This is a genomic window from Croceibacterium soli (assembly GCF_009828065.1).
Classification (GTDB): Bacteria; Pseudomonadota; Alphaproteobacteria; order Sphingomonadales; family Sphingomonadaceae; genus Croceibacterium_B; species Croceibacterium_B soli.
Genome location: NZ_WTYK01000001.1, coordinates 140,284 through 160,672 on the forward strand (window position 1 = coordinate 140,284; position 20,389 = coordinate 160,672).

Below are 20,389 nucleotides of genomic sequence, written 5' to 3' on the forward strand. Positions count from 1 at the left end.
TCATCCCGGCGAACGCCGGGATCGCTGGCCACCTGGTCCGGACTTCGCGGCCAGCGGTCCCGGATCAAGTCCGGGACGACGACTGATGGAAGAATTCGCCACCCTCGTCGATGCGCTGATCTACACCCGCAGCCGCAACGAGAAGCTGCGCCTGATCGCCGAGTACCTCCGCCAAACGCCCGATCCGGATCGCGGCTGGGCGCTGGCGGCGCTGACCGAAGGGCTGAGCTTCGCGGCCGTGAAGCCGAGTACGATTCGCAACCTGATGATGGAACGCGTCGATCCCGTGCTGTGGGCGCTGAGCCGCGACTTCGTGGGCGACACGGCCGAGACCGCCAGCCTGCTCTGGCCGGAGCTGATCGGCGAGACCGGCGCACCGCCGTCGGTCAGCGAGGCGGTGGAGCGGCTCGGCGCGATGACGCGGGTGTCGGTCCTGTCGGAACTGCCGCGGCTGCTCGACCGGCTCGATGCCGACGGCCGGTTCGCGCTGATCAAACTGGCGACCGGTGGAATGCGGGTCGGCGTCTCGGCCCGTCTGGCCAAGACCGCCTTCGCCCAGGCCTTCGACGTGGCGGTCGAGGAGGTCGAGGAATACTGGCACGGGCTTGCCGCGCCTTATCCCGAGTTGTTCGCCTGGGCGGCCGAAGGCGCCGATCCGCCCGACACGGAGAACCTGCCGCTCTTCCGCCCTTTCATGCTCGCCCACCCGCTCGACGAAACGGTCGTCGACCTGAAGGACTACGTCGCCGAATGGAAGTGGGACGGGATCCGTGTTCAGCTCGTCCATGCCGGAGGGGAGACGCGGGTATTCTCGCGCACAGGCGACGATATCTCCGGAAGCTTCCCGGAGATGGCCGGCGCACTCACCATTCCCGCGGTGCTCGACGGCGAGCTGCTGGTCCAGGGCTCGCACCAAGGCGGCGAAGCGGGCGGCGCGGCCAGCTTCAACGCGCTGCAGCAACGCCTTGGCCGCAAGACCGTGTCGGGCAAGATGCTGGCCGACTACCCGGCTTTCGTGCGGCTCTACGACCTGCTGATCCTCGAAGGCGAGGACTTGCGCGCCCTGCCCTGGACTGAACGCCGCGCGCGCCTGGAAGCGCTGATGCCGCGCCTGCCGGCCGATCGCTTCGATCTCTCAGCGGTCGTCGACGCCGATCACTTCGAGCATCTCGCCGAGATCCGCATGGGCGCGCGCGACGAGGCGATCGAAGGGCTGATGCTCAAGCGCCGCGACAGCCCTTACGTCGCCGGGCGCAAGACAGGTCTGTGGTACAAGTGGAAGCGCGATCCGCTGCTGGTCGACTGCGTGCTGATGTACGCCCAGCGCGGCAGCGGCAAGCGGTCCAGCTTCTACTCCGACTACACGTTCGGTTGCTGGGACGGCGATCCGGAGCAGGGTGCGGAGCTGCTTCCGGTCGGCAAGGCCTACTTCGGCTTCACCGACGAGGAGCTCAAGCAGCTCGACCGCTACGTCCGCAACCACACGGTGAACCGCTTCGGGCCCGTGCGGGAAACCGACAAGAGCCTGGTGTTCGAAGTGGCGTTCGATTCCGTCCACGCCAGCAAGCGCCACAAGTCGGGCCTGGCGATGCGCTTCCCCCGCATCAGCCGCATCCGCTGGGACAAGCCGGCTGAGGAAGCGGATCGGATCGAAGCGCTACAGGCGCTGATCCGCGACTGATCGTCGTCCCGGACCCCGATCCGGGACCGCTGGCCTCCTGGTCGAAACTTCGGAGCGCGGTAACAAGCGGCCAGCGTCCCGGATCAAGTCCGGGACGACGGCTTTCCTAGTGTCTAGGAAGTCGCGCCGCGCGGCATCTGCCCGGCGGTCAGCTCCGCCATGTGCCGTTCGGCGAGCCGGCAGTAGCGTTCGGTCTGGAAGCGGATCTTCTCGACTTGCGCCGGGTCCTGCGTGCGCAGGAACTTGGCCGGGCGGCCGACCCAGATCTCCCGCGGAGGGATTTTCTTGCCCGGGCTGAGCAGCGCGCCGGCCGCGAGCATCGCGCCTTCGCCGATGCGGCAATCGTCCATCGCCACCGCACCCATGCCCACGAACGCGCGGTCCTCCAGCGTGCAGCCGTGGACCACCGCCATATGGCCGATCACGCAATCCTCGCCGATGATCGTCGGGCAGCCGTCGGTATCCGGGCGCGGGCCTTCGACATGGAAGACGCTCCCGTCCTGCACGTTGGAGCGCGCGCCGACCTCAATCCGGTGAATGTCGCCGCGCAGCACGCAGTTGTACCACACGCTCGCCTGCGGCCCGATCGTCACGTCCCCGATAATGCGCGCGCCGGGCGCGACGAAGGCGGTTTCGTGGATGCGCGGCACTTTGCCCTCGAACGGCAGGATCGTCGCCCAGGGGAAGCGTTCGGCGGTGCTCATCGTTTCCACTCGTCGCGTGACAGGGAGTAGACGATGGTGTCCCGCAGCGGCGGCTCGAAGCGGCTGTCGGGATAATCCAGCTCCTCGCGCCGCCGCATGCCGAGCCGCTTCATCAGCCCCCAGCTCGGCTCGTTGCCGATCACCGTCAGCGCCACGACTTGCGTCGCGGCGAAGCGATCGAACGCAGCCGCGAGGCCGGCGCGCGCCGCCTCCTTTGCGTAGCCGCGGCCCCACGCGTCCTCCCGCAGGCGCCAGCCGATCTCGAACTCGCCGGTTACGCTGCTGCCAGGGGCATCGGCACGCTTGAGCCCGCAAAAGCCGAGCGGCTCGCCCGACAGGTGCCGGCCATCGGCCTTGCGCTCGACGAGCCAGAAGCAGTGGCCGTGCAGCGCTGCGCAAGTCTCGACGCGGCTGCGCAGAGCCGCCCTGGCGCTTTCGTCCAGCACCCCGCCGAGCCATTGCATGACCGTCGGCGTGTTGGTGACGCGGAAGAACTCCGGCCAGTCCGCCTCGGTCCAGTCGCGCAAGACGAGGCGCTCCGTCTCCTGCCGGAACTCAGGCACCGAGAAGCCTCGCAGCCAGAGGTGCGTGATAGGTGAGAACGCCGGCGCAGCCCGCGCGCTTGAACGCCATCAGCGTTTCCATCACCAGCGCCTCCCGGTCGCCCGCGCCGGCCGCGGCGGCGGCTTCGATCATCGCGTACTCGCCGCTCACCTGATAGGCGAACACCGGCACGTCGAAGCGCTCCTTCACCCGGCGGACGACATCGAGATAGGGCAGGCCCGGCTTGACCATCACACTGTCGGCCCCCTCGGCGATGTCTAGCGCGACTTCACGCAGCGCTTCGTCGCCGTTGGCGGGGTCCATCTGGTAGCTCTTCTTGTCCCCCTTCAGCAGCCCGCCGGAGCCGACCGCATCGCGGAACGGCCCGTAGAACGCCGAGGCGTATTTCGCGGCGTAGGACATGATCTGCACGTTGTGCTGCCCGGCCATCTCCAACGCCATGCGGATTGCCCTGACCCGGCCGTCCATCATGTCCGACGGAGCGACGATGTCAGCGCCGGCCTGCGCCTGGTTGACCGCCTGATCGACCAGCACCGCCACCGTCTCGTCGTTGACGACATAGCCGTCACGGTCGAGCAGGCCGTCCTGCCCGTGGCTGGTGTAAGGATCGAGCGCGACATCGGTCAGCACGCCGATGTCGTTGCCGCAGGCATCGCGGATCGCCTTGATCGCGCGGCACATCAGGTTGTCGGCGTTGAGCGCTTCCTTTCCGTCGTCGCTCCGGCGGTCGGCGGCCGTGTTGGGGAACAGCGCGATGCACGGGATCCCCAGCGCAACCGCCTCCTTGGCCCGGGCGGCGATGCCGTCGAGCGACCAGCGCGACACGCCGGGCAAGGAGGCGACCGGTTCCTCGACGCCCTGCCCGCCGGTCACGAACAGCGGCCAGACCAGGTCTGCCGGAGTGAGCACGTTTTCGCGGTGAAGCGCCCGGCTCCAGGCCGTGGCCCGGGTGCGGCGCATGCGAGTGGCTGGGTAGGACGCTGTCATCGGCAGGGTTCCTGCCGCAATTTATTGCGGGGAGCAATCGGGCGGAGATTGTGAGCCACCCAACCCCCGTTCGTCCTGAGCTTGTCGAAGGACGCTGGCGTCCCGCCTCTCGTGGTTCGACAAGCTCACCACGAACGGAGATGTGAGCCACCACCTCCGTTCCTCCTGAGCCTGTCGAAGGACACTGGCGCAGCGCCTCCGTGGTTCGACAGGCTCACCACGAACGGAGCTGGGTGCGGGTGGCCTCCCTCAGGAAACCTTCTGCTTGCTCTCGATCCGGTCGATTTCGCGCACCGGCTCTTCCGAGAACGCCGGATCAGGCGCGAGGCTCGCCAGCGCGGCGCCGGGTTCGACCCGCTGCAGAGTGGCGAGCTGGTTGCGGAAGGCGGAGAGTTCGCTGCCGGTCAGCAGCGCGCGCGTGACGAAGCGCACGCTGGAGGGATCGACGGCCCTGCCGCCGCGGTACATCTCGTAGTGTAGGTGCGGTCCGGTCGAGAGGCCGGTCGAACCCACGTAGCCGATCACCTGGCCGCGGCGCACGCGCTGTCCGCGGCTCACCGCGATGCGGCTCATGTGCGAATAGCCCGTGTCGAGGCCGTTTCCGTGATCGAGCCGAACATGATTCCCGTGGCCGCCGCGCCGGCCGGCAAATTCGACCGTGCCGTCGGTCACGGCAAGGATCGGCGTGCCCGAGCCCGCCTTGAAATCGAGGCCACTGTGCATCCGGCGATAGCCGAGGATCGGATGGCGGCGCATGCCGTAGCGCGAACTGACGCGCCCCGGCACCGGGGCGAGCAGGCCCTGGCGCGATTCGCCGACGCCGGAAGCTTCATAGAACCGCCCGTCGCTTCCCCAGCGCATCAGCTGCTTGCGCGGCTTCCCACCGCGGAGCAGCCCGGCATAGAGCAACTTGCCCGCCTCGACCTCGCCGGTGGCGGCGCGCTTGTATTCGACGATCAGGTCGAACTCGTCGCCGGCGCCGATCGCGCTGTCGAGATCGATTTCCTGGCCCAGCGCCCGCAAGTACTGCTGCACGGCATTGGCCGGAGCGCCGGCCGCGCGGGCCGAGCGGTAGAGGCTGGAGCCGACCGTCCCCTGCACGCGCAGCGGCGTGGTGTCGACCTTGATCGGGCGCGGATCGAGCGCGAGCCGCCCGCCGCGGCGTTCCACCGCCAGCTGCAGGTCGAAGCGGGCGCGGAACGACAGCGCCTCGAGCGGACGCGGCACGTTCGGCGAGGGGCGGCGGCCGAGGCTGATGTCGACTTGCGTGCCGGGGGCGATCTCGCCCAGCGGCATGGCTCCGGCGACCATCTGCGCGATGCGCGAGGCTTCGGCATCGCCAACGCCCGTGCGCACCAGCATGCGCTGGAAGCTGTCACCGGGCGAAAGCGTCGCCACGAGGTCGACCCGCGGGCGCTCGGGCGCGTTCCGCAACGCCACGACGTCACGCGTCGCGCCCATGCGCCGGCCGCTGTCGGCGCCGAACGCGAGCGGCGTGATCATCTGGCTGCGGAACTCGTCGTGCGCGCTGCCGTCGAGAGCCATTGCAGGAGCCGCTTCGAGCGGCGCGAAGTCCGGCCAGGCGGTAAGTGCCAGGGCCGACAGGCCGAGCAGCGTGGCGGTGCCGCGCAGCCAGCGGCGGGAGCCGATATCGGCCGCCAGGTTCGGCGCAAGGTCGAGCTGGGCCAGGGACACCGAAGCCCGCTGGCGCCACTGCTCGTAACGTTCGCCGAAGGACTTGACGCGCACCAGCCGCGCAGGCGTGGATTCGCCAAGGATCTGCGCGTGCGAAAGCGCCACGGCCCCGCCGTGGGCGCCATGCGGCACGCCATCGATGTCACGATCCTTGAACAAGTGCGCCCTCCTGCGCAGCCGATTGCCTGTCGGTCCCGGACAGGCGCGGCACGACCCGTGCTGCTTTGTGAATCAAAGGGATGCCCGAATAAAGTAAATTTCCGCCTAATGCGGACCAGCCGAGTCGATCTTGCGCCGAAGCGTTGCCCGCACTTGCGGGCGCGGAGATTAGCCTCCACATTCAGCCATGTAGTGAGCCATTCCGACACCGACAGTCGGGTGCGGGCCGTGCTCGGCCCGACCAACACCGGCAAGACGCACCTCGCGATCGAGCGCCTGTGCGGGCATTCCAGCGGCGCTATCGGGTTTCCGCTGCGCCTGCTGGCCCGCGAGGTCTACGACAAGGTGCGCAAGCTCAAGGGCGACGCCTCCGTTGCCCTGATCACCGGCGAGGAGCGGGTCGAGCCGCCCGGCGCGCGCTATCTGCTGTGCACGGTCGAAGCCATGCCCCGCGACGGCGGCGGCAAGGCTTTCGTGGCCTTGGACGAGGCGCAGCTTTCCGCCGATCCGGAACGCGGCCACATCTTCACCGATCGCCTGCTCCACGCCCGCGGGCGGGAAGAGACGATGCTGCTCGGCGCCGCGACGCTGGAGCCGATGGTCCGCGCGCTAGTGCCCCGCGCCCAGATCGAGGACCGGCCGCGGTTCTCCACGCTGCGCCATGCCGGATCGAGCAAGCTCAGCCGCCTGCCGCCGCGTTCGGCGCTGGTCGCCTTCTCGGTCGAGCATGTCTACGCGATGGCCGAGATGCTGCGCCGCTTCCGCGGCGGCGCGGCGGTGGTCATGGGCGGGCTCAGCCCCGAGACGCGCAACCGCCAGGTCGAGCTGTTCCAGTCGGGCGAGGTGGACTACATCGTCGCCACCGACGCGATCGGCATGGGGCTAAACCTCGACGTCACCCATGTCGCGTTCGCCTCGCTCAGCAAGTTCGACGGCCGCCGCCAGCGGCGCCTCTACCCGGCCGAGATGGCGCAGATCGCCGGCCGCGCCGGCCGCCATCACCAGGACGGCACCTTCGGCACGCTTACCGGCGGCAAGATCTTCGGCAGCGCCGAGTTCACCGAGGAAGAGGTCTACGCGATCGAGGAGCACCGCTTCGCGCCGCTGACCCAACTCTACTGGCGGGAGGCACAGCCGCGCTTCGACAGCTTGGCCACGCTAATCGCCGACCTGGAAGCGAAACCGGATGTCGAGCAGCTGCTCCCCGCGCCCGAAGCGATCGACCTGGCCGTGCTCAAGCGGCTCGCCGAGGGCGACGCCCTGGGCAGTGACGTCACGACGCCGGGAATGGTCCGGCGCCTGTGGGAGGCGTGCCAATTGCCCGACTTCCGCCAGCAGGGGCCGGACATGCACGCCCGGTTCGTCGCCCGCCTGTGGCAGGACCTCCGCCAGGGGCACTTGGGCGCCGATTACGTTGCCGCGCGGATCGCGGAGCTGGACCGCACCCAGGGGGACATCGACACGCTGCAGGGCCGCATCGCGGCCGTGCGGAGCTGGGCCTACATCTGCCAGCGCCCTGACTGGGTCCTGGCGCGTGACGAGATGGCGGCGCGGGCGCGGGCGGCCGAAGCGCGCCTGTCCGATGCCTTGCACCAGCGGCTGACCGAGCGTTTCGTCAACCGCCGGACCGCGGTATTGATGAAGACAATGGGGAAAGACGCCGGATTGCTGCGCGTTGCGCTGGAGGAGGACGGCCGCGTCCTGGTGGAGGGCGAGCACATCGGCCACCTCGAAGGGTTTCGCTTCGTGGTCGATGCGGAAGCCAGCAACGAGGACCGCAAGCTCATGCTCGCCGCCGCCGAAAGGCACTTGCCGGAACTGCTCGCCGAGAAGGCCCGGCGCCTCGTGGCGAGCGAATTCGGCGACTTGCGGATCGAAGCGGGGAAAGTCCTGCGCGGTCAGCACACCGTAGCCACCATCGAACCCGGCAAGTCGCCGGCGCGCCCGCGCCTGGTTCTCGGGAGGGAACTCGCCGCACTGGCGCCGGCGCAGCGCGCGCGGCTGACGGAGGCGCTCGACCGCTGGTTCGAGAACGCGCTGGCGCCGCTTGCCCCGCTGCGCAAGCTCGAGGAAGCCGCGCTCGATCCCTCCGCAGGCTCGGAAGTCCGCGCGCTGCTGCTGACCCTGGCGGACCGCGCCGGGACGGTGCCGCGGGAGGGCGCCGGCCTTGCCGTTATCGCCAAGGAGAAGCGGCCGCTGCTGCGCCGTCTTGGCGTCACGATCGGCTCGCTCGACGTGTTCGTGCCGGCCCTGCTCAAGCCGGGCCCGCGTGCGTTGCTGCGCGCGATCGGCGCGGACCGCCGCCCCCTGCGCCCCGGGATGGAAGCGGTGATCGAAGGCGCCAAGAACATCCCGGCGGGCTATCGCCGTGCGGGCAGCCAGGCGATCCGCGTGGACATGGCGGAGAAGCTCTTCCGTGCCGCGCACGAGCAGCGCGGCCGCGGCAGCCGGAGCTTCGTGCTCGATCCGGCCCTGGCGACTTCGATGGGGCTGACTCCGGACAGCTTCGTCCGGCTGATGCGCGATGCCGGCTTCCGCCCGGGCCACACCAGGCCGCAGCCGCAAGGCGCGTTCGGGCCGCCGGCTCCCGTCCTGTGGACTTGGCGCGCGCCGCGCAAGGACCAGGCGCCCCGCCGCGAAGGCGGTCCACCGCCGCGCGAAGGCAGCGCTTTCGCGGCGCTGGCCGGGTTGCTTCGCTGAATGCGGCTCGACCGCCTGCTCTGCCATCTGCGCTTCGTGAAGACGCGCGGCGCGGCGCAGCGCTGGATCGCCGAGGGCCACATTCGGCGCAACGGCCAGCGAGTCACCCGCCAGGACCAGCCGATCGGCATTGGTGACGTGCTGACATTGCCGCTACGGACACGCGTGCTGCCGGTCGAAATCCTGGCCTTGCCCGCGCGGCGCGGCTCGGCCACGGAAGCACGCGCCTGCTACCGCCCGCTTGACGCTGGAGTTTCAATCGCCATAGCAGGCGGCGAAACCGCGCCAGAAGAAGGATCCGCGCAGCCATGACCTACGTCGTCACCGACGCCTGCATCAAGTGCAAGTACACCGACTGCGTCGAGGTCTGCCCGGTGGATTGCTTCTACGAGGGCGAGAACATGCTCGTCATCAACCCCTCCGAGTGCATCGACTGCGGCGTCTGCGAGCCCGAGTGCCCGGCCGAAGCCATTCTCCCCGACACCGAAGGCGGGCTGGAGAAGTGGCTGGAGCTCAACACCCAGTACTCCGCCGAGTGGCCCAACATCACCGAGAAGAAAGACCCACCCGCCGACGCCGACGAGCACAAGGGTGAAGAGGGCAAGTTCGAGAAGTACTTCACGCCGGAGCCCGGCGCGGGCGACTGAGCCGCGGGGGGTCGGGCTGCGGATGCAGCCAGCTCCCTCCCCACTCGTCACCCTGAACTCGTTTCAGGGCCCATCTCTCAGCCAAGAGCGTGCGTTGCGGAATAGCGCGGCGTCGAGGTCGTGCCAGTGCACGGGAGCCGGTGCAGCACGAGGGATGGATGCTGAACCAAGTTCAGCATGACGAGGATGGGAACGGGAACGGTGAGAGGAACGGCGCCGCTAGTCCAACTTCGTTTAGGATAGCCGGATAGAAACGTCGCGCCGCGCGTAGAGCGCTGGTGACCGGATCCGCGCACCACCACCACCCCTCCCCCACTCTGTTCGCCCTGGCGCCGCGCGAATGGAAAGACGTGCTCGTCCAGGCGTTCAAGCGTGCGGGAGGGCACAACCTCGGCCTCGCCGCCGCCGGCGTGGCGTTCTACGCTTTCCTGGCGATCGTCCCGCTGCTGCTTTCGGCCGTGCTGACGTACGGGCTTGTCGCCGACATGGAGACGGTCGGCCGGCACGTTGCCGCCATGGCGTCGATCCTGCCGGACGCGGCGGCGGGGATCATCGGCGGGCAGTTGGAGTCAATCGTGGCGGATTCGGACGGCAAGAAGGGTCTCGGGCTGCTCATGGCCCTGGCGTTCGCCCTGTTCGCCGCGCGCAACGGCGCGGCGGCGGTGATCACCGCGCTCGGGATCGCCTATGCCCGGCCCGACGACCGCGGGTTCCTGCGCCTGACCCTGCTCGCCCTGGCCCTAACGTTCGGCGGGATCCTGGCGGGCGCGCTGGTCATCGGCGCGGTCGTGCTGTTCGCCGCGCTGGAGGCCCTGTTCCCCGAAGTGCGCGGCTCCGCGGCGCTCTATCAGGCGGGGACCTACGCGGGGCTGCTGCTGGTCGGAATGGCGGCGGCGGGGGTGCTCTACCGCTATGCTCCGAACGGAGCCGAGCCGCGCTGGCAATGGGTCACGCCGGGCTCCGCCTTCGCAGGCCTGGGGTGGCTCTTGCTGACGTTCGGCTTTGGTTTCTATGTGGAGAACTTCGGCAACTACGACGCCACTTACGGATCGCTGAGCGCCGTGATCGTCCTGCTGACCTGGATCTACCTCGCCGCTTATGTCCTGCTGCTGGGAGCGGAGATCAACGCTGTTGCCCGCCAGCGGGTGCAGGCGAAGGCCTGACGCCGATCCTCCGGGTCGGACCTAATCGGCGCGAATCAGACAATGCTGGCAAATTTGTTGCGAATCTGCTACACAGTCGCACAACTGCCGCGCCTATCCACTGGCCCGGCAGCCGATAGGCATAGCAGGAGCTCCCCTCACGTCACCGAAAAAGCAGGACGGGTCGCCCGATCGGGTCGTGCGACGCGAAGCTGCTGACGTATGAGACAAGTTCCTGCCGAGAGAAAGGAAATTCAATGGCTGCGAATGCGCCCGCCTTCGATGTCGGAGATTATGTCGTTTATCCCAAGCACGGCGTCGGCCGTGTGATCGAGCTGCAGCAGGAAGAAATCGCCGGCATGCAGCTCGAGCTCTACGTCCTGCGCTTCGAGAAAGAGCGCATGACTCTCCGCGTTCCGGTCAACAAGGTCGAATCCATCGGCATGCGCAAGCTTTCCAGCGACAAGACGCTGAAGGAAGCCATGGAAACGCTGAAGGGCAAGCCCAAGGTCAAGCGCACCATGTGGTCGCGCCGCGCCCAGGAATACGAAGCGAAGATCAACTCCGGCGACCTGGTGTCGATCGCCGAAGTGACCCGCGACCTGTTCCGCCCGGAAGACCAGCCGGAGCAGAGCTATTCCGAACGCCAGATCTTCGAGGCCGCTTCCAGCCGCCTCGCGCGTGAACTGGCCGCGATGGAGAAGACCGACGAGCCGGCCGCCCTGGAGAAGATCCTCGGCGTGCTGCGCGAACACGCGCCGAAGTACTACGAAAGCGCCGAAGACGCCTGAGGCGCTCCGAACGCGATCGAAAAAGGGCCGTCCGGGCGACCGGGCGGCCTTTTTTGCGCGTGCATTTTCGATCCCCCGGTCCTGACCCCGGTCGAAGGACGCTGGCGTAGCGCTCGCGTGGTTCGACAAGCTCACCACGAACGGAGATGTGTTCAGCTTATCCGGTACGCTTTCAGGCACTCCGTTCATTGACCGTTCGGCAGGCAAGGGGCATTCCGGGAGCGAAAGGATCCGCCCATGCGCCCTGCCCTGCTTCTCGTTCTCGTAGCCCCTCTGGCCCTCGGCGGATGCCTGGCCAAGACGGCGTTCGACGTGGCCACGGCCCCGGTCAGGATCGCCAGCAAGGGCGTGGACCTGGCCACGACGAGCCAATCCGAAGCCGACGAGGCGCGCGGACGGGAGATTCGCCGCCGCGAGGAGCAGCTCGGCAAGCTGCAGCGCGAATACGACAAGCAGCTGCGCGATTGCGAGAACGGCAGCGAGCGCGCCTGTGAGCAGGCTCGGGCGACTTACGCACGCATCCAGCAGGCCCTTCCGTCGGTTCCCGCCGATCCGCCCCGCTAACCGATCTTAAGCGGCCGCCCTGCGCAAGCGGTCGTTGATTGCCGCCCCCATGCCCGTTCCCGGTATCGGCGCGATGGCGACCCGCCCCTGTGGGGATCTCGCGGCAGTGTGCAGGCAGGCATAGAGCCGTGCGGCCGCCTCCGCCAGGTCGCCACGTTCGGAGAGCGTGCAATCGCCCCGAACCCCGCCGAAGCCGATCATGAACTCGCCCTCGCGGGCTTCGGTGGCGCCGAGCCGCACCGGCTTGCCGGGCGAATAGTGGCTGGCGAGCTGGCCCGGCGCTTCGATCCGGCCCGGGGCCACCGTCATGGCGTCACCCAGCATCGCCGCCACTTCGCGTTCGTCGACGGGGCCCGGCCGCAGGAGCTGCCAGCCGCCGTCCCGCAGCGCAACGATGGTCGATTCCAGCCCGCGCTCGCAGGCGCCGCCGTCCAGGATCATCGGCGCATCGCCGCCGAACGATTCACCGACATGGCTTGCCGCCGTCGGGCTGACCCCGCCGCTGCGGTTGGCCGAGGGCGCGGCGAGCGGCAGGCCGACCTGCTCCAGCACGGCTCGCATCACCGGATGCGCGGGCATGCGCAGCGCGATCGTCGGCAGCCCGGCAGTCACTGCGGCAGCAACGGCAGCCTCTTCACGCACCGGCAGCACCAGGGTGAGCGGCCCCGGCCAGAAGCGCTCCGCCAAGTTCCGCGCACGCTCGTCGAAACGGGCGAGCGTTTCCGCATCCGCAAAGCTGGCGACATGGACGATCAGCGGATTGAAATCGGGGCGGCCTTTGGTGCGGTAAATCGCCGCGATGGCCTCCGCACTGTCCGCCCGTGCCGCGAGGCCATAGACCGTCTCGGTCGGCAACGCGACCAGTCCGCCCGCGCGCAGGACTCCCGCCGCGCGGGCGATCCCATCCGCATCCGCCTTGACCGTTTCGCTTGCCTTGCCGCTCATCGCCGCGCGCTATAGGCCATGCACGATGAGTGACCAAGACGAACTCCTCGGCCGGATCGCCGACGCGCTCGAGCGCCTGGCGCCGCCGTCCGCGCTGCCGACTGACTGGCTGACCCATCCCGCCTACGTGTGGAATGGCAACGCCGCGCGCCCGATCGCGCGGATCGAGGCTCCGCCCCTGGCCCTGCTCAAGGGCATCGACCGGCAGAAGCAGGCCGTGCGCGAGAACGTCTCCCGCCTCGCTGCAGGCAGCGCGGCGCACGACATGCTGCTGTGGGGCGCAAGGGGAATGGGCAAGTCCGCCCTCGTTCGCGCTGCCGTTCGTGACGCCCAGGCCGATGCTTCGGCCCGGCTCGCGCTGATCCAGGCGGGGACCGATGCTCTCCACAGCCTGCCGGTCCTGCTCGCCGAGCTCGCCGGCGTGGGCCGCAACTTCCTCGTCTATATCGACGATCTCGGCTTCGGGGAGGACGACATGGACGGGCCGCGCCACTTGCGCAGCTGGCTCGAAGGCGGGGTCGAGGCGCGGCCGGCCAACGTGCGCCTGGCGGTCACGTCAAACCGGCGCGCGATCCTGCCGCGCACGATGTCGGAGCAGGACGACCCGATCAACCCGCGCGACGCGGTCGACGACCGGTTGGCGCTGGCCGACCGTTTCGGCCTCGCGCTCGGCTTCCATGCCTGCTCGCAGGACGAATACCTGGCGATCGTGGGCGGCTATGCCGAAGCACACGGGCTGAGTTGGGAAGAGGCCGATGCGCTGGAGTGGGCCAAGCGGCGCGGCGCGCGCTCGGGCCGCGTCGCCTGGCACTACATCGTCGAGCTCGCCGGGCGCGCCGGCACGCGGATTTAGAGCGCGCCGGGCTGCAGGTCCGCCGGCGGACTCTGGAACGCTCGCGAAGGATCGCCCCGCAGTTCGCGCCGGGCGGGCAGGCGCGCGCCGGAGTTGCGCTCCTGCGCGGCCGCCGGGGCGGAGTTCGGCGCATGGACCCGCCAGATGATCCCGGCGGTGTCGTCGCTGACCAGCAACGCCCCGGTCCGGTCCCACGCAACCCAGGTGGGCCGTCCGCGGGTCTTCCCATCGCCGGCGAGGAAGCTCTTGAGCACCGGCACCGGCTTGCCCACCGGGTTCCCCCGGTCGTCGAAGCGGACGTAGACCACATCGTAGCCCGACGGCGGCTTGCGGTTCCACGAACCGTGGCGGGCGATGAAGGCGCCGTGGCCGAAAGCCTCGCCCATCCGGCTGCCTTCGCTGGTAAACACCAGCCCGAGCGCCGCGACGTGGGGGCCGAGGGCATATTCTGGCCGGCGGGTGTACTCGGTCAGGAAGTTGGGCATCGGCGCCTCGACCCGCTTGTCGACGATGTCGCCCCAGTAGAGCCAGGGCCAGCCGTACTGCGCGCCGACCGGCACGTTGGTCATGTAATCGGGCACGAGGTCCGATCCGAGCATGTCGCGCTCGTTCACCGTGGTCCACAGCTCGCCGCTCCACGGGTTCCAGTCCAGCCCGTTCGGGTTGCGCAGGCCGCCGGCGAACTGGCGCGACCGGCCGGTCTCTAGATTGATCTCGTGGATCGCCGCGCGCCGCTCTTCGATCTCCATGCCGGCCTCGCCGATGTTGGAAGCCGATCCGACGGTAACGTAGAGCTTCGTATTGTCGGGGCTTAGGATCAGGTTGCGCATCCAGTGGTTGCCCGCGCCCGGTACGTCGGCGATTTTCTCCGGCCGGCCCGGCAGAGACATCTGGCCGAGCTGATAATCGAACCGAAGCACCGCATCGTGGTTCGCCACGTAGAGATTGCCGTCGGTCCAGGCGATCCCCCCGGGCGAGGACAGGTCGTCGCGCAGAACGGCCTGCGTCTCCGCGCGGCCGTCCTCGTCCGCGTCGCGCAGCAGCACGAGCTTGTTCGGCGACGGCACAGCGGCGCCGGCTTTGCTGAACAGGAAGCCGGCGACCAGGTTGGTAAGCCAGCCGCCGGCGATCGGCCGCTCCGGCGCATTGGTCAGCGTCACGAGGACGTCGCCGTTGGGGAGCGTGTAGACGATGCGCGGGTGCACCAGGCCTTCGGCGAAGCGGTTTACCGCCAGCCCCTCCGCCGCCGCCGGGGCTTCGTTTGCCTCCCAACCGATCGGCGTGGCGACTTCGACCGTCGGAATAGTCTGCGGATCGGGCTCGGCCAGTACGGGGTCGTCCCCGGCGACCTCCGCTACCGAGTGCTCGGCCGGATCGCCGCGCAGGACCCACCAGGCGGCGACCGCCAGGAGAAGGATCAGAACGACCAGGGCGATGCCGATTTTCTTCAGTATTCTCATGGCGCTTGATTATGCCAGCAGCGGCCTTGCGGCAATGGCGCAGCAGGCGTAGCCCGCTGCCGATGTACGATTTCAAGGCCGACGCCGCCCAACCCAAGAGCGAATTCTACCGCGAGCTTCTTGCCGCCGCCGATGCGCTGACCGCGGGCGAGAGCGACTCCGTCGCCAATATGGCGAACGTGGCCGCGCTGGTCTGGCAGCTCGTGCCCGATCTCAACTGGGCGGGGTTCTACCGCGCGATCGGTGATGAACTCGTGCTCGGGCCGTTCTGCGGCAAGCCCGCCTGCATCCGCATTCCGTTCGGTCGCGGCGTTTGCGGAGCTGCGGCGGCGAGCGGGGAGACACAGCTCGTGGCCGACGTTCACGCCTTCCCGGGACACATCGCCTGCGACGCGGACAGCCGTTCGGAGCTCGTCGTGCCGGTGCTGCGCGGCGGCGCGGCGATCGCGGTGATCGACCTCGACTCTCCGCTCGCCGCACGGTTCGACGACCAAGACAGCGCCGGCATCGAGGCACTTGCACGGCTTCTTGCGGAGCGCATCTGAGCGGTCCGTTTCGGGACAGTTTCGGCAAGCCCTTTGGCTTCGCGCCGGCGGCGGCGTAATATTCCGGGCCATCTTTGCGAGATGCGACCCGGGAGATTCGTATGACACGCCAGGCTGTTGCCGTTCTCACCGCCGTGGCCCTTGCGGCCGGCGCTGCTCCCGCCGCGGCCCATCGCGGCCACTTGCCGCCGATGCCGCCGCTTCCAGAGGAGCCGGCCCATCCGGACTTCGACTACGACAGCCGTTGGGAGGAAGATCGGGAGGAGTGGCGCGGCGACTGCGGCGGCGAGTACTACGGCGACTATCCTGACGACGAAGATCTCGTCGAGTGCGGACTGTATCCGGAACCTTACGCAATGGGCTTCCCTTATGGCGGCCCTGGCCCTGCCTTCCACTACGGACCGGGCTATCCCGGATACGGCTTCCCGGTCATGATGGTGCCGGTGAAGATCAAGACGCGCTACGTTTATTCCGAGCCCCTTCGCCGCGAGAAGGAAGTCGTGGTCGAGGAATGGGTCGACGACGAAATGGCCGGTCGCAAGATCGTCGGCAGCCCGCGCAAGGCGTCGAAGGCCGTCCCGACCTCGGATGGAAAGACCACCCGCTCCAAGTAGGCTCTCTGCCGAGAGTCACGCGGCGCGACTTTGGTCCGGCGCTGCAGGCGCCGTTCCCGCCCTTGCAGGCGAGGGTATGCCTGCCGTCTAGATCGAAGCGCCGGTGAGCCGCTGGCAGATCAGGTCGAGCTGATCGAGCGTGCGGTAGCGGATCGTCACCGCGCCCGAGCGCGGATCGGCGTCGGTGGCGATGCGCACGCTTAGGCCGAGGAACTCCTCGAGATGGTTCTGCACCGCCGCGATGTCGGCATCTTCGGCGGGATCGCGCGGCGGCCGGGCCTGGCGCTTGGCCGCCCCGCCGGGCTTCTCACGGCGCGCAAGCTTCTCGACCTCGCGGACGGAAAGACCTTCGGCGATCGCCCGCTCGGCCAGGGCCGCGGAGTCGGCATGGCCGACCAGTGCCCGCGCATGGCCCATGTCGAGCCGGCCCGCTTCGACGTGGTCGAGCACGGTATCCGGCAAAGCCAGCAGGCGCTGCAGGTTGGCCACGTGGCTGCGCGACTTTTCGACCAGCTTGGCGATCTCCGCCTGGGTCATTTCCTGCTGCTCGGCCAGGCGCTGGTAGGCACGCGCTTCCTCGACCGGGTTCAGGTCCTCGCGCTGAATATTTTCGATGAGCGCCAGAGCCATCACGTCGGCTTCGTCGAGATCGCGAATTAGCGCAGGGATTTCATGGACTTGTGCCTTCTGGGCAGCGCGCCAGCGGCGCTCGCCGGCGACCAGCTGGTAGCGCCCGCCGGGCATCGGGCGGACGATGATCGGCTGGATCACGCCGCGCGTCGCGATCGACTGCGCGAGTTCGGCCAGGGCATCCTCGTCGAACCGCCGCCGCGGCTGATCGGGGTGCGGTTCGATCGATCCGACCGGCAGGGTGGCCATCCCGGAGCTTGCGGACTCTACAGCCACGCTTTCCGCCTCGTCGGCGCCGTTCGCTTGTTCGCTGCTGTCGCGGACGAGCGGTTCCTCGCGGCGCGCTTCGCCGAGCAGGGCGCCGAGGCCCCTGCCGAGCTTGCGGCGTGGCGCCGCTCCGCTCCGAACGGCGGTGTCTTCCTGAGCGCTCATGCGGCTTTCCTTTGTTGCGGCAGGCGGCCGATCAGTTCGCGGGCCAGCGCCATGTAGGCGCGACTGCCGGCGCAGGAGTGGTCGTAGACCAGCGCCGGCAGGCCGTGACTCGGTGCTTCCGACAAGCGAACGTTGCGCGGAATGACGGCGTCGAACACGAGTTTGCCGAGACATTCGCGCACATCGTCGGCAACTTGGTCGGTCAGTCGGTTGCGGCGGTCGAACATCGTCAGCACGATGCCGATGATCCCGAGATCGGCATTGAAGCGGCCCTGCACGCGCTCGACGGTCTGCAAAAGCTGGCTGAGACCTTCAAGAGCGAAGAATTCGCACTGCAACGGCACCAGCAGAGTGTCGGCAGCCGTGAGCGCATTGAGCGTCAGCAGGCCCAGCGAAGGCGGGCAGTCGATGAAGCAGATGTCATGGCCGCGATGCCCCGCGAGCCGCCCGCGCAGGCGCTCCGCCCGATCCTCTTCGCCCACGAGCTCGAGTTCCGCCCCGCTAAGATCGACCGTCGCGGGGAGCACGTCGAGATTGGGGATCGAAGTCGGGAACGTGCAATCGTCCACCGAAGCGCCCTCTACCAGCAGGTCGTAGCTCGTGTGCGTGCGCATGCTCGAAGGCAGGCCCAGCCCCGTTGAGGCATTGCCTTGCGGGTCGAGGTCGAGCAGCAGCGTCTTCCAGCCCGCAGCGGCCATGGCAGTGGCGATGTTGATGGCGGTCGTGGTCTTGCCCACGCCGCCCTTCTGATTCGCGATCGCTACGCAAATCATGAAACGTCTGGCCGCCCTGTTCCGATCACGATCCCGGCCTCCCCGTCAGTGACTGACTGTTCCACGTGGAACATCGCGCCCGACCGTTTGGACAGGCCCGACAGTTCCTGCACTGCCGAACGCCCCTTCGGCAACAGCCACAAGGTGCTCCGTGTGGAAAACCGGGCGGATAATCCCAGGAGCTTCGGCAACGGAGCGAAGGCGCGCGCGGAGATTGCGCCCGCTTCGAAGCTTTCCACATGTTCGAGCCGCTTGCCTTCGACACGGCAGTTGGCGAGCCCCAGGGCTACTGCGGCGCGCTGGAGCCATTCGACTCGCTTCTTGCGCGACTCCACCAATATGCACGCCATGTCCGGGCGCATGGCAGCGGACACGAGCCCTGGGAAGCCGGCACCCGTTCCGAGATCGAGCCAGGGGGACGTTCCACGTGGAACATGCGCCAGGAGTTGGGCGCTGTCGGCCAGGTGCCGCACCCAGATCGCGGCTTCGCTCGACTTGGCGATCAGGTTCTGCCGCGCGTTCTCTTCGACTACCATCGTGGCGAGCCGTTCGAGCCGCTCCATGCCCGCGCCATCGGTCAGGCCGGCGCAGAAGGCCCTCGCATCGTCCTCGCTCTCGAGGATCACGCCGCTTCAGCCTTTCGCCGAGCATGGACAAGGATGGTTGCCAATGCGGCCGGGGTGATCCCGCGAACACGCCCCGCATCCGCCAGCGTGGCGGGACGCGCACGCTCCAGCCGTTCCACCATCTCGTTGGAAAGACCCGGCACGGCGGCATAGTCCATTCGGTCGAGCGGGACGCTGGCGCTGGCCCTCATGTCGCGCAGTTCTGCCTCCTGGCGTTCGAGGTAAGGCGCGTAGATCGCGTCCTCGGCCATCTCGGAAGCGAGCTCACCATCCCTCTCGAGATCCACCGGAAGCCAGGCACCGAGGTCCTCCAGCGAAAGGTCGAACCGCAACCAATCGCCTATCGCTTTACGCCCCGCATCGCGGCGGACCGGCAGACCCGCGTCCGACAGTTCGGTGGCGGGAACTTCCGCCGCTAGCGCCTGGTCCCAACCACTCCGCTGCGCCTCACGCTCTTCGAACCACCGCTGCCGCTCCGCCCCCACGCAGCCGGCCGCGATCGCGAGTGGCGTCAGCCGGGTCGTTGCGTTGTTCGCCCGCAACCGTAGGCGGTACTCGGCCCGCGCGGTGAGCATGCGATACGGTTCGCTTACGCCATGCAGCGTCAGATCATCGATCATCACCGCCATGTAGGAGTTCGCCCGGTCGATCGCTGGCGGAACACCGCCGACGGACTTCGCCGCCGCATGCATTCCGGCGATCAGGCCTTGCGCCGCGGCCTCTTCGTACCCGGTCGTGCCGTTGATCTGCCCGGCGCAATACAGGCCGGGGATGGCCTTGAGCTCGAGCCCGCCGGTCAGTGCGCGCGGGTCGATGTGGTCGTACTCCACGGCATAGCCGGGCACCGCCATCTCGACCCGCTCCAGCCCTTCCATCGTTCGCAGCATCGCGAGCTGTATGTCCGCGGGCAGCGAAGTGCTGATGCCGTTGGGATAGACCAGATGGCTTGCCAGGCCCTCAGGCTCCAAGAAAACCTGGTGACCGTCCCGGTCACCGAAGCGGTGGATCTTGTCCTCGATCGACGGGCAGTAGCGCGGTCCGGCGGCTTCGATGGCCCCGGTGAAGAGCGGCGAGCGGTGGAGGTTCGCGCGGATGATGTCGTGGCTGCGGGCGTTTGTGCGGGTGATCGCGCAGAACACTTGCGGATTGGCCCGCGCGCGCGTGAGCGGCGACATCGTCCAGAAATCCGGATCCGACGGTTGTTCGGCCAGGCGCCCCCAGGCAATCGTGCGCCCGTCGAGCCGCGGCGGAGTTCCGGTCTTCAGCCGCGCCATCGGCAGATCCGCCTCACGCAATTGCCGCGCCAGCCGCTGGGCCGAGTTCTCGCCGATCCGGCCGCCCTCGAAGCGCTCTTCCCCGCGGAACAAGCGCCCGCCGAGGAAGGTGCCGGTACACAGGATCACGGTCGGCGCGCGCAGCGTCGATCCGTCGGCCAGGCCAAGGCCAGTTACGCGGCCGCCTTCGAGCACGAGCTCGGCGGCTTCGCCCTGGATGAGCTCCAGACCATCGTAGCCGGCAAGCTGGCGCTGGATCGACGCCTTGAACAGCGCCCGATCGGCCTGCACGCGCGGTCCCCAGACCGCGCTGCCTTTCGACCGGTTGAGCATCCGGTAGTGGATCGCCCCCGCGTCGGCGGCGCGTCCGATGAGCCCGTCGAATGCGTCGACCTCACGCACGAGGTGTCCTTTGCCCAGCCCGCCGATCGCGGGATTGCAGCTCATCGCACCGATAGCCGAGAGGTCGAAGCTCACCAGCCCCGTGCGCGCACCCATGCGCGCAGCCACGGCAGCCGCCTCGCAGCCGGCGTGGCCGCCTCCGACAACGATGACGTCGAACTCTCGCATGGGCCGCCGATAAGGCTCCCACTCCCGATCGTC

The 20,389-nt window shown here is 68.6% G+C and carries 20 protein-coding genes; 10 read left to right on the forward strand and 10 right to left on the reverse strand.

Annotated elements, in window-relative coordinates; all coding sequences use genetic code 11:
* Positions 1-85 precede the first annotated feature (85 nt).
* The gene (locus tag GRI75_RS00730; protein ID WP_160745024.1) at positions 86-1,681 is read left to right on the forward strand and encodes a cisplatin damage response ATP-dependent DNA ligase; all 1,596 of its coding nucleotides are present in this window, start codon (positions 86-88) and stop codon (positions 1,679-1,681) included.
* A 113-nt stretch (positions 1,682-1,794) separates the two neighbouring features.
* On the opposite strand, the gene GRI75_RS00735 is transcribed toward GRI75_RS00730, so the two are convergent.
* The 4 genes from GRI75_RS00735 to GRI75_RS00750 all read right to left on the reverse strand — a co-directional run bounded on the left by GRI75_RS00735 (position 1,795) and on the right by GRI75_RS00750 (position 5,790).
* Positions 1,795-2,385, reverse strand: coding sequence for a gamma carbonic anhydrase family protein (locus tag GRI75_RS00735; RefSeq protein WP_160745025.1), 591 nt, complete (start codon positions 2,383-2,385; stop codon positions 1,795-1,797).
* The gene (locus GRI75_RS00740) at positions 2,382-2,948 is read right to left on the reverse strand and encodes a GNAT family N-acetyltransferase (protein WP_160745026.1); all 567 of its coding nucleotides are present in this window, start codon (positions 2,946-2,948) and stop codon (positions 2,382-2,384) included. The genes GRI75_RS00735 and GRI75_RS00740 overlap by 4 nt, the downstream gene beginning before the upstream one ends.
* Positions 2,941-3,936 (reverse strand): porphobilinogen synthase, encoded by a 996-nt coding sequence (gene hemB / locus GRI75_RS00745; protein ID WP_160745027.1) that lies wholly within the window; start codon positions 3,934-3,936, stop codon positions 2,941-2,943. The genes GRI75_RS00740 and hemB overlap by 8 nt, the downstream gene beginning before the upstream one ends.
* A 249-nt stretch (positions 3,937-4,185) precedes the next feature.
* Positions 4,186-5,790, reverse strand: coding sequence for a M23 family metallopeptidase (locus GRI75_RS00750; protein ID WP_160745028.1), 1,605 nt, complete (start codon positions 5,788-5,790; stop codon positions 4,186-4,188).
* A 192-nt stretch (positions 5,791-5,982) separates the two neighbouring features.
* On the opposite strand from GRI75_RS00750, the gene GRI75_RS00755 reads away from it, so the two are divergent.
* The 6 genes from GRI75_RS00755 to GRI75_RS00780 all read left to right on the forward strand — a co-directional run bounded on the left by GRI75_RS00755 (position 5,983) and on the right by GRI75_RS00780 (position 11,634).
* Positions 5,983-8,490 carry a helicase-related protein gene (locus tag GRI75_RS00755; protein WP_328597894.1) on the forward strand — a complete coding sequence of 836 codons (2,508 nt, stop codon included), beginning with the start codon at positions 5,983-5,985 and terminating at the stop codon, positions 8,488-8,490.
* Positions 8,491-8,802, forward strand: a complete 312-nt coding sequence (locus tag GRI75_RS00760; RefSeq protein WP_160745030.1) for a S4 domain-containing protein — start codon at positions 8,491-8,493, stop codon at positions 8,800-8,802.
* A complete protein-coding gene (gene fdxA / locus GRI75_RS00765; protein WP_160745031.1) occupies positions 8,799-9,137 on the forward strand; it encodes a ferredoxin FdxA in 339 nt (112 codons plus the stop codon). Before GRI75_RS00760 ends, fdxA begins: the two co-directional genes overlap by 4 nt.
* 278 nt (positions 9,138-9,415) lie before the next feature.
* Positions 9,416-10,300 (forward strand): YihY/virulence factor BrkB family protein, encoded by an 885-nt coding sequence (locus tag GRI75_RS00770; protein WP_328597895.1) that lies wholly within the window; start codon positions 9,416-9,418, stop codon positions 10,298-10,300.
* 236 nt (positions 10,301-10,536) lie between these two features.
* Positions 10,537-11,070, forward strand: a complete 534-nt coding sequence (locus GRI75_RS00775) for a CarD family transcriptional regulator (RefSeq protein WP_160745032.1) — start codon at positions 10,537-10,539, stop codon at positions 11,068-11,070.
* A gap of 237 nt (positions 11,071-11,307) precedes the next feature.
* A complete protein-coding gene (locus GRI75_RS00780) occupies positions 11,308-11,634 on the forward strand; it encodes a hypothetical protein (RefSeq protein ID WP_160745033.1) in 327 nt (108 codons plus the stop codon).
* A gap of 6 nt (positions 11,635-11,640) precedes the next feature.
* On the opposite strand, the gene GRI75_RS00785 is transcribed toward GRI75_RS00780, so the two are convergent.
* The gene (locus tag GRI75_RS00785; RefSeq protein WP_160745034.1) at positions 11,641-12,579 is read right to left on the reverse strand and encodes an L-threonylcarbamoyladenylate synthase; all 939 of its coding nucleotides are present in this window, start codon (positions 12,577-12,579) and stop codon (positions 11,641-11,643) included.
* Positions 12,580-12,604: 25 nt separating this feature from the next.
* Here GRI75_RS00785 and GRI75_RS00790 point away from each other — a divergent pair, with 25 nt between their 5' ends.
* Positions 12,605-13,432 (forward strand): ATP-binding protein, encoded by an 828-nt coding sequence (locus GRI75_RS00790; RefSeq protein ID WP_160745035.1) that lies wholly within the window; start codon positions 12,605-12,607, stop codon positions 13,430-13,432.
* Here GRI75_RS00790 and GRI75_RS00795 read toward each other — a convergent pair.
* Positions 13,429-14,892 carry a PQQ-dependent sugar dehydrogenase gene (locus tag GRI75_RS00795; RefSeq protein WP_160745036.1) on the reverse strand — a complete coding sequence of 488 codons (1,464 nt, stop codon included), beginning with the start codon at positions 14,890-14,892 and terminating at the stop codon, positions 13,429-13,431. The genes GRI75_RS00790 and GRI75_RS00795 overlap by 4 nt on opposite strands.
* A 62-nt stretch (positions 14,893-14,954) precedes the next feature.
* On the opposite strand from GRI75_RS00795, the gene GRI75_RS00800 reads away from it, so the two are divergent.
* Positions 14,955-15,437, forward strand: coding sequence for a GAF domain-containing protein (locus GRI75_RS00800; protein ID WP_160745037.1), 483 nt, complete (start codon positions 14,955-14,957; stop codon positions 15,435-15,437).
* 101 nt (positions 15,438-15,538) lie between these two features.
* Positions 15,539-16,051 (forward strand): hypothetical protein, encoded by a 513-nt coding sequence (locus GRI75_RS00805; RefSeq protein ID WP_160745038.1) that lies wholly within the window; start codon positions 15,539-15,541, stop codon positions 16,049-16,051.
* 87 nt (positions 16,052-16,138) lie between these two features.
* Here the strand turns inward: GRI75_RS00805 and GRI75_RS00810 are convergent, their stop codons facing one another.
* The 4 genes from GRI75_RS00810 to mnmG are packed head-to-tail and all read right to left on the reverse strand — an operon-like array spanning position 16,139 to position 20,356.
* On the reverse strand, positions 16,139-17,113 hold the full coding sequence (locus GRI75_RS00810; protein ID WP_160745039.1) for a ParB/RepB/Spo0J family partition protein: 975 nt from the start codon (positions 17,111-17,113) through the stop codon (positions 16,139-16,141).
* Positions 17,110-17,886, reverse strand: coding sequence for a ParA family protein (locus GRI75_RS00815; RefSeq protein ID WP_160745040.1), 777 nt, complete (start codon positions 17,884-17,886; stop codon positions 17,110-17,112). The genes GRI75_RS00810 and GRI75_RS00815 overlap by 4 nt, the downstream gene beginning before the upstream one ends.
* Positions 17,883-18,509 (reverse strand): 16S rRNA (guanine(527)-N(7))-methyltransferase RsmG, encoded by a 627-nt coding sequence (gene rsmG / locus GRI75_RS00820; RefSeq protein ID WP_160745494.1) that lies wholly within the window; start codon positions 18,507-18,509, stop codon positions 17,883-17,885. The genes GRI75_RS00815 and rsmG overlap by 4 nt, the downstream gene beginning before the upstream one ends.
* Positions 18,509-20,356 (reverse strand): tRNA uridine-5-carboxymethylaminomethyl(34) synthesis enzyme MnmG, encoded by a 1,848-nt coding sequence (mnmG, locus tag GRI75_RS00825; protein ID WP_160745041.1) that lies wholly within the window; start codon positions 20,354-20,356, stop codon positions 18,509-18,511. Before mnmG ends, rsmG begins: the two co-directional genes overlap by 1 nt.
* Positions 20,357-20,389: the final 33 nt, after the last annotated feature.

Bases quoted from the DNA above. Each gene is read 5' to 3' on its own strand.
- GRI75_RS00730 (WP_160745024.1), top strand. From the start codon at position 86: ATGGAAGAATTCGCCACCCTCGTCGATGCGCTGATCTACACCCGCAGC.
- GRI75_RS00735 (WP_160745025.1), bottom strand. From the start codon at position 2,385: ATGAGCACCGCCGAACGCTTCCCCTGGGCGACGATCCTGCCGTTCGAG.
- hemB (WP_160745027.1), bottom strand. From the start codon at position 3,936: ATGACAGCGTCCTACCCAGCCACTCGCATGCGCCGCACCCGGGCCACG.
- GRI75_RS00760 (WP_160745030.1), top strand. From the start codon at position 8,491: ATGCGGCTCGACCGCCTGCTCTGCCATCTGCGCTTCGTGAAGACGCGC.
- fdxA (WP_160745031.1), top strand. From the start codon at position 8,799: ATGACCTACGTCGTCACCGACGCCTGCATCAAGTGCAAGTACACCGAC.
- GRI75_RS00775 (WP_160745032.1), top strand. From the start codon at position 10,537: ATGGCTGCGAATGCGCCCGCCTTCGATGTCGGAGATTATGTCGTTTAT.
- GRI75_RS00780 (WP_160745033.1), top strand. From the start codon at position 11,308: ATGCGCCCTGCCCTGCTTCTCGTTCTCGTAGCCCCTCTGGCCCTCGGC.
- GRI75_RS00785 (WP_160745034.1), bottom strand. From the start codon at position 12,579: ATGAGCGGCAAGGCAAGCGAAACGGTCAAGGCGGATGCGGATGGGATC.
- GRI75_RS00790 (WP_160745035.1), top strand. From the start codon at position 12,605: ATGAGTGACCAAGACGAACTCCTCGGCCGGATCGCCGACGCGCTCGAG.
- GRI75_RS00795 (WP_160745036.1), bottom strand. From the start codon at position 14,892: ATGAGAATACTGAAGAAAATCGGCATCGCCCTGGTCGTTCTGATCCTT.
- GRI75_RS00800 (WP_160745037.1), top strand. From the start codon at position 14,955: ATGTACGATTTCAAGGCCGACGCCGCCCAACCCAAGAGCGAATTCTAC.
- GRI75_RS00805 (WP_160745038.1), top strand. From the start codon at position 15,539: ATGACACGCCAGGCTGTTGCCGTTCTCACCGCCGTGGCCCTTGCGGCC.
- GRI75_RS00810 (WP_160745039.1), bottom strand. From the start codon at position 17,113: ATGAGCGCTCAGGAAGACACCGCCGTTCGGAGCGGAGCGGCGCCACGC.
- GRI75_RS00815 (WP_160745040.1), bottom strand. From the start codon at position 17,886: ATGATTTGCGTAGCGATCGCGAATCAGAAGGGCGGCGTGGGCAAGACC.
- mnmG (WP_160745041.1), bottom strand. From the start codon at position 20,356: ATGCGAGAGTTCGACGTCATCGTTGTCGGAGGCGGCCACGCCGGCTGC.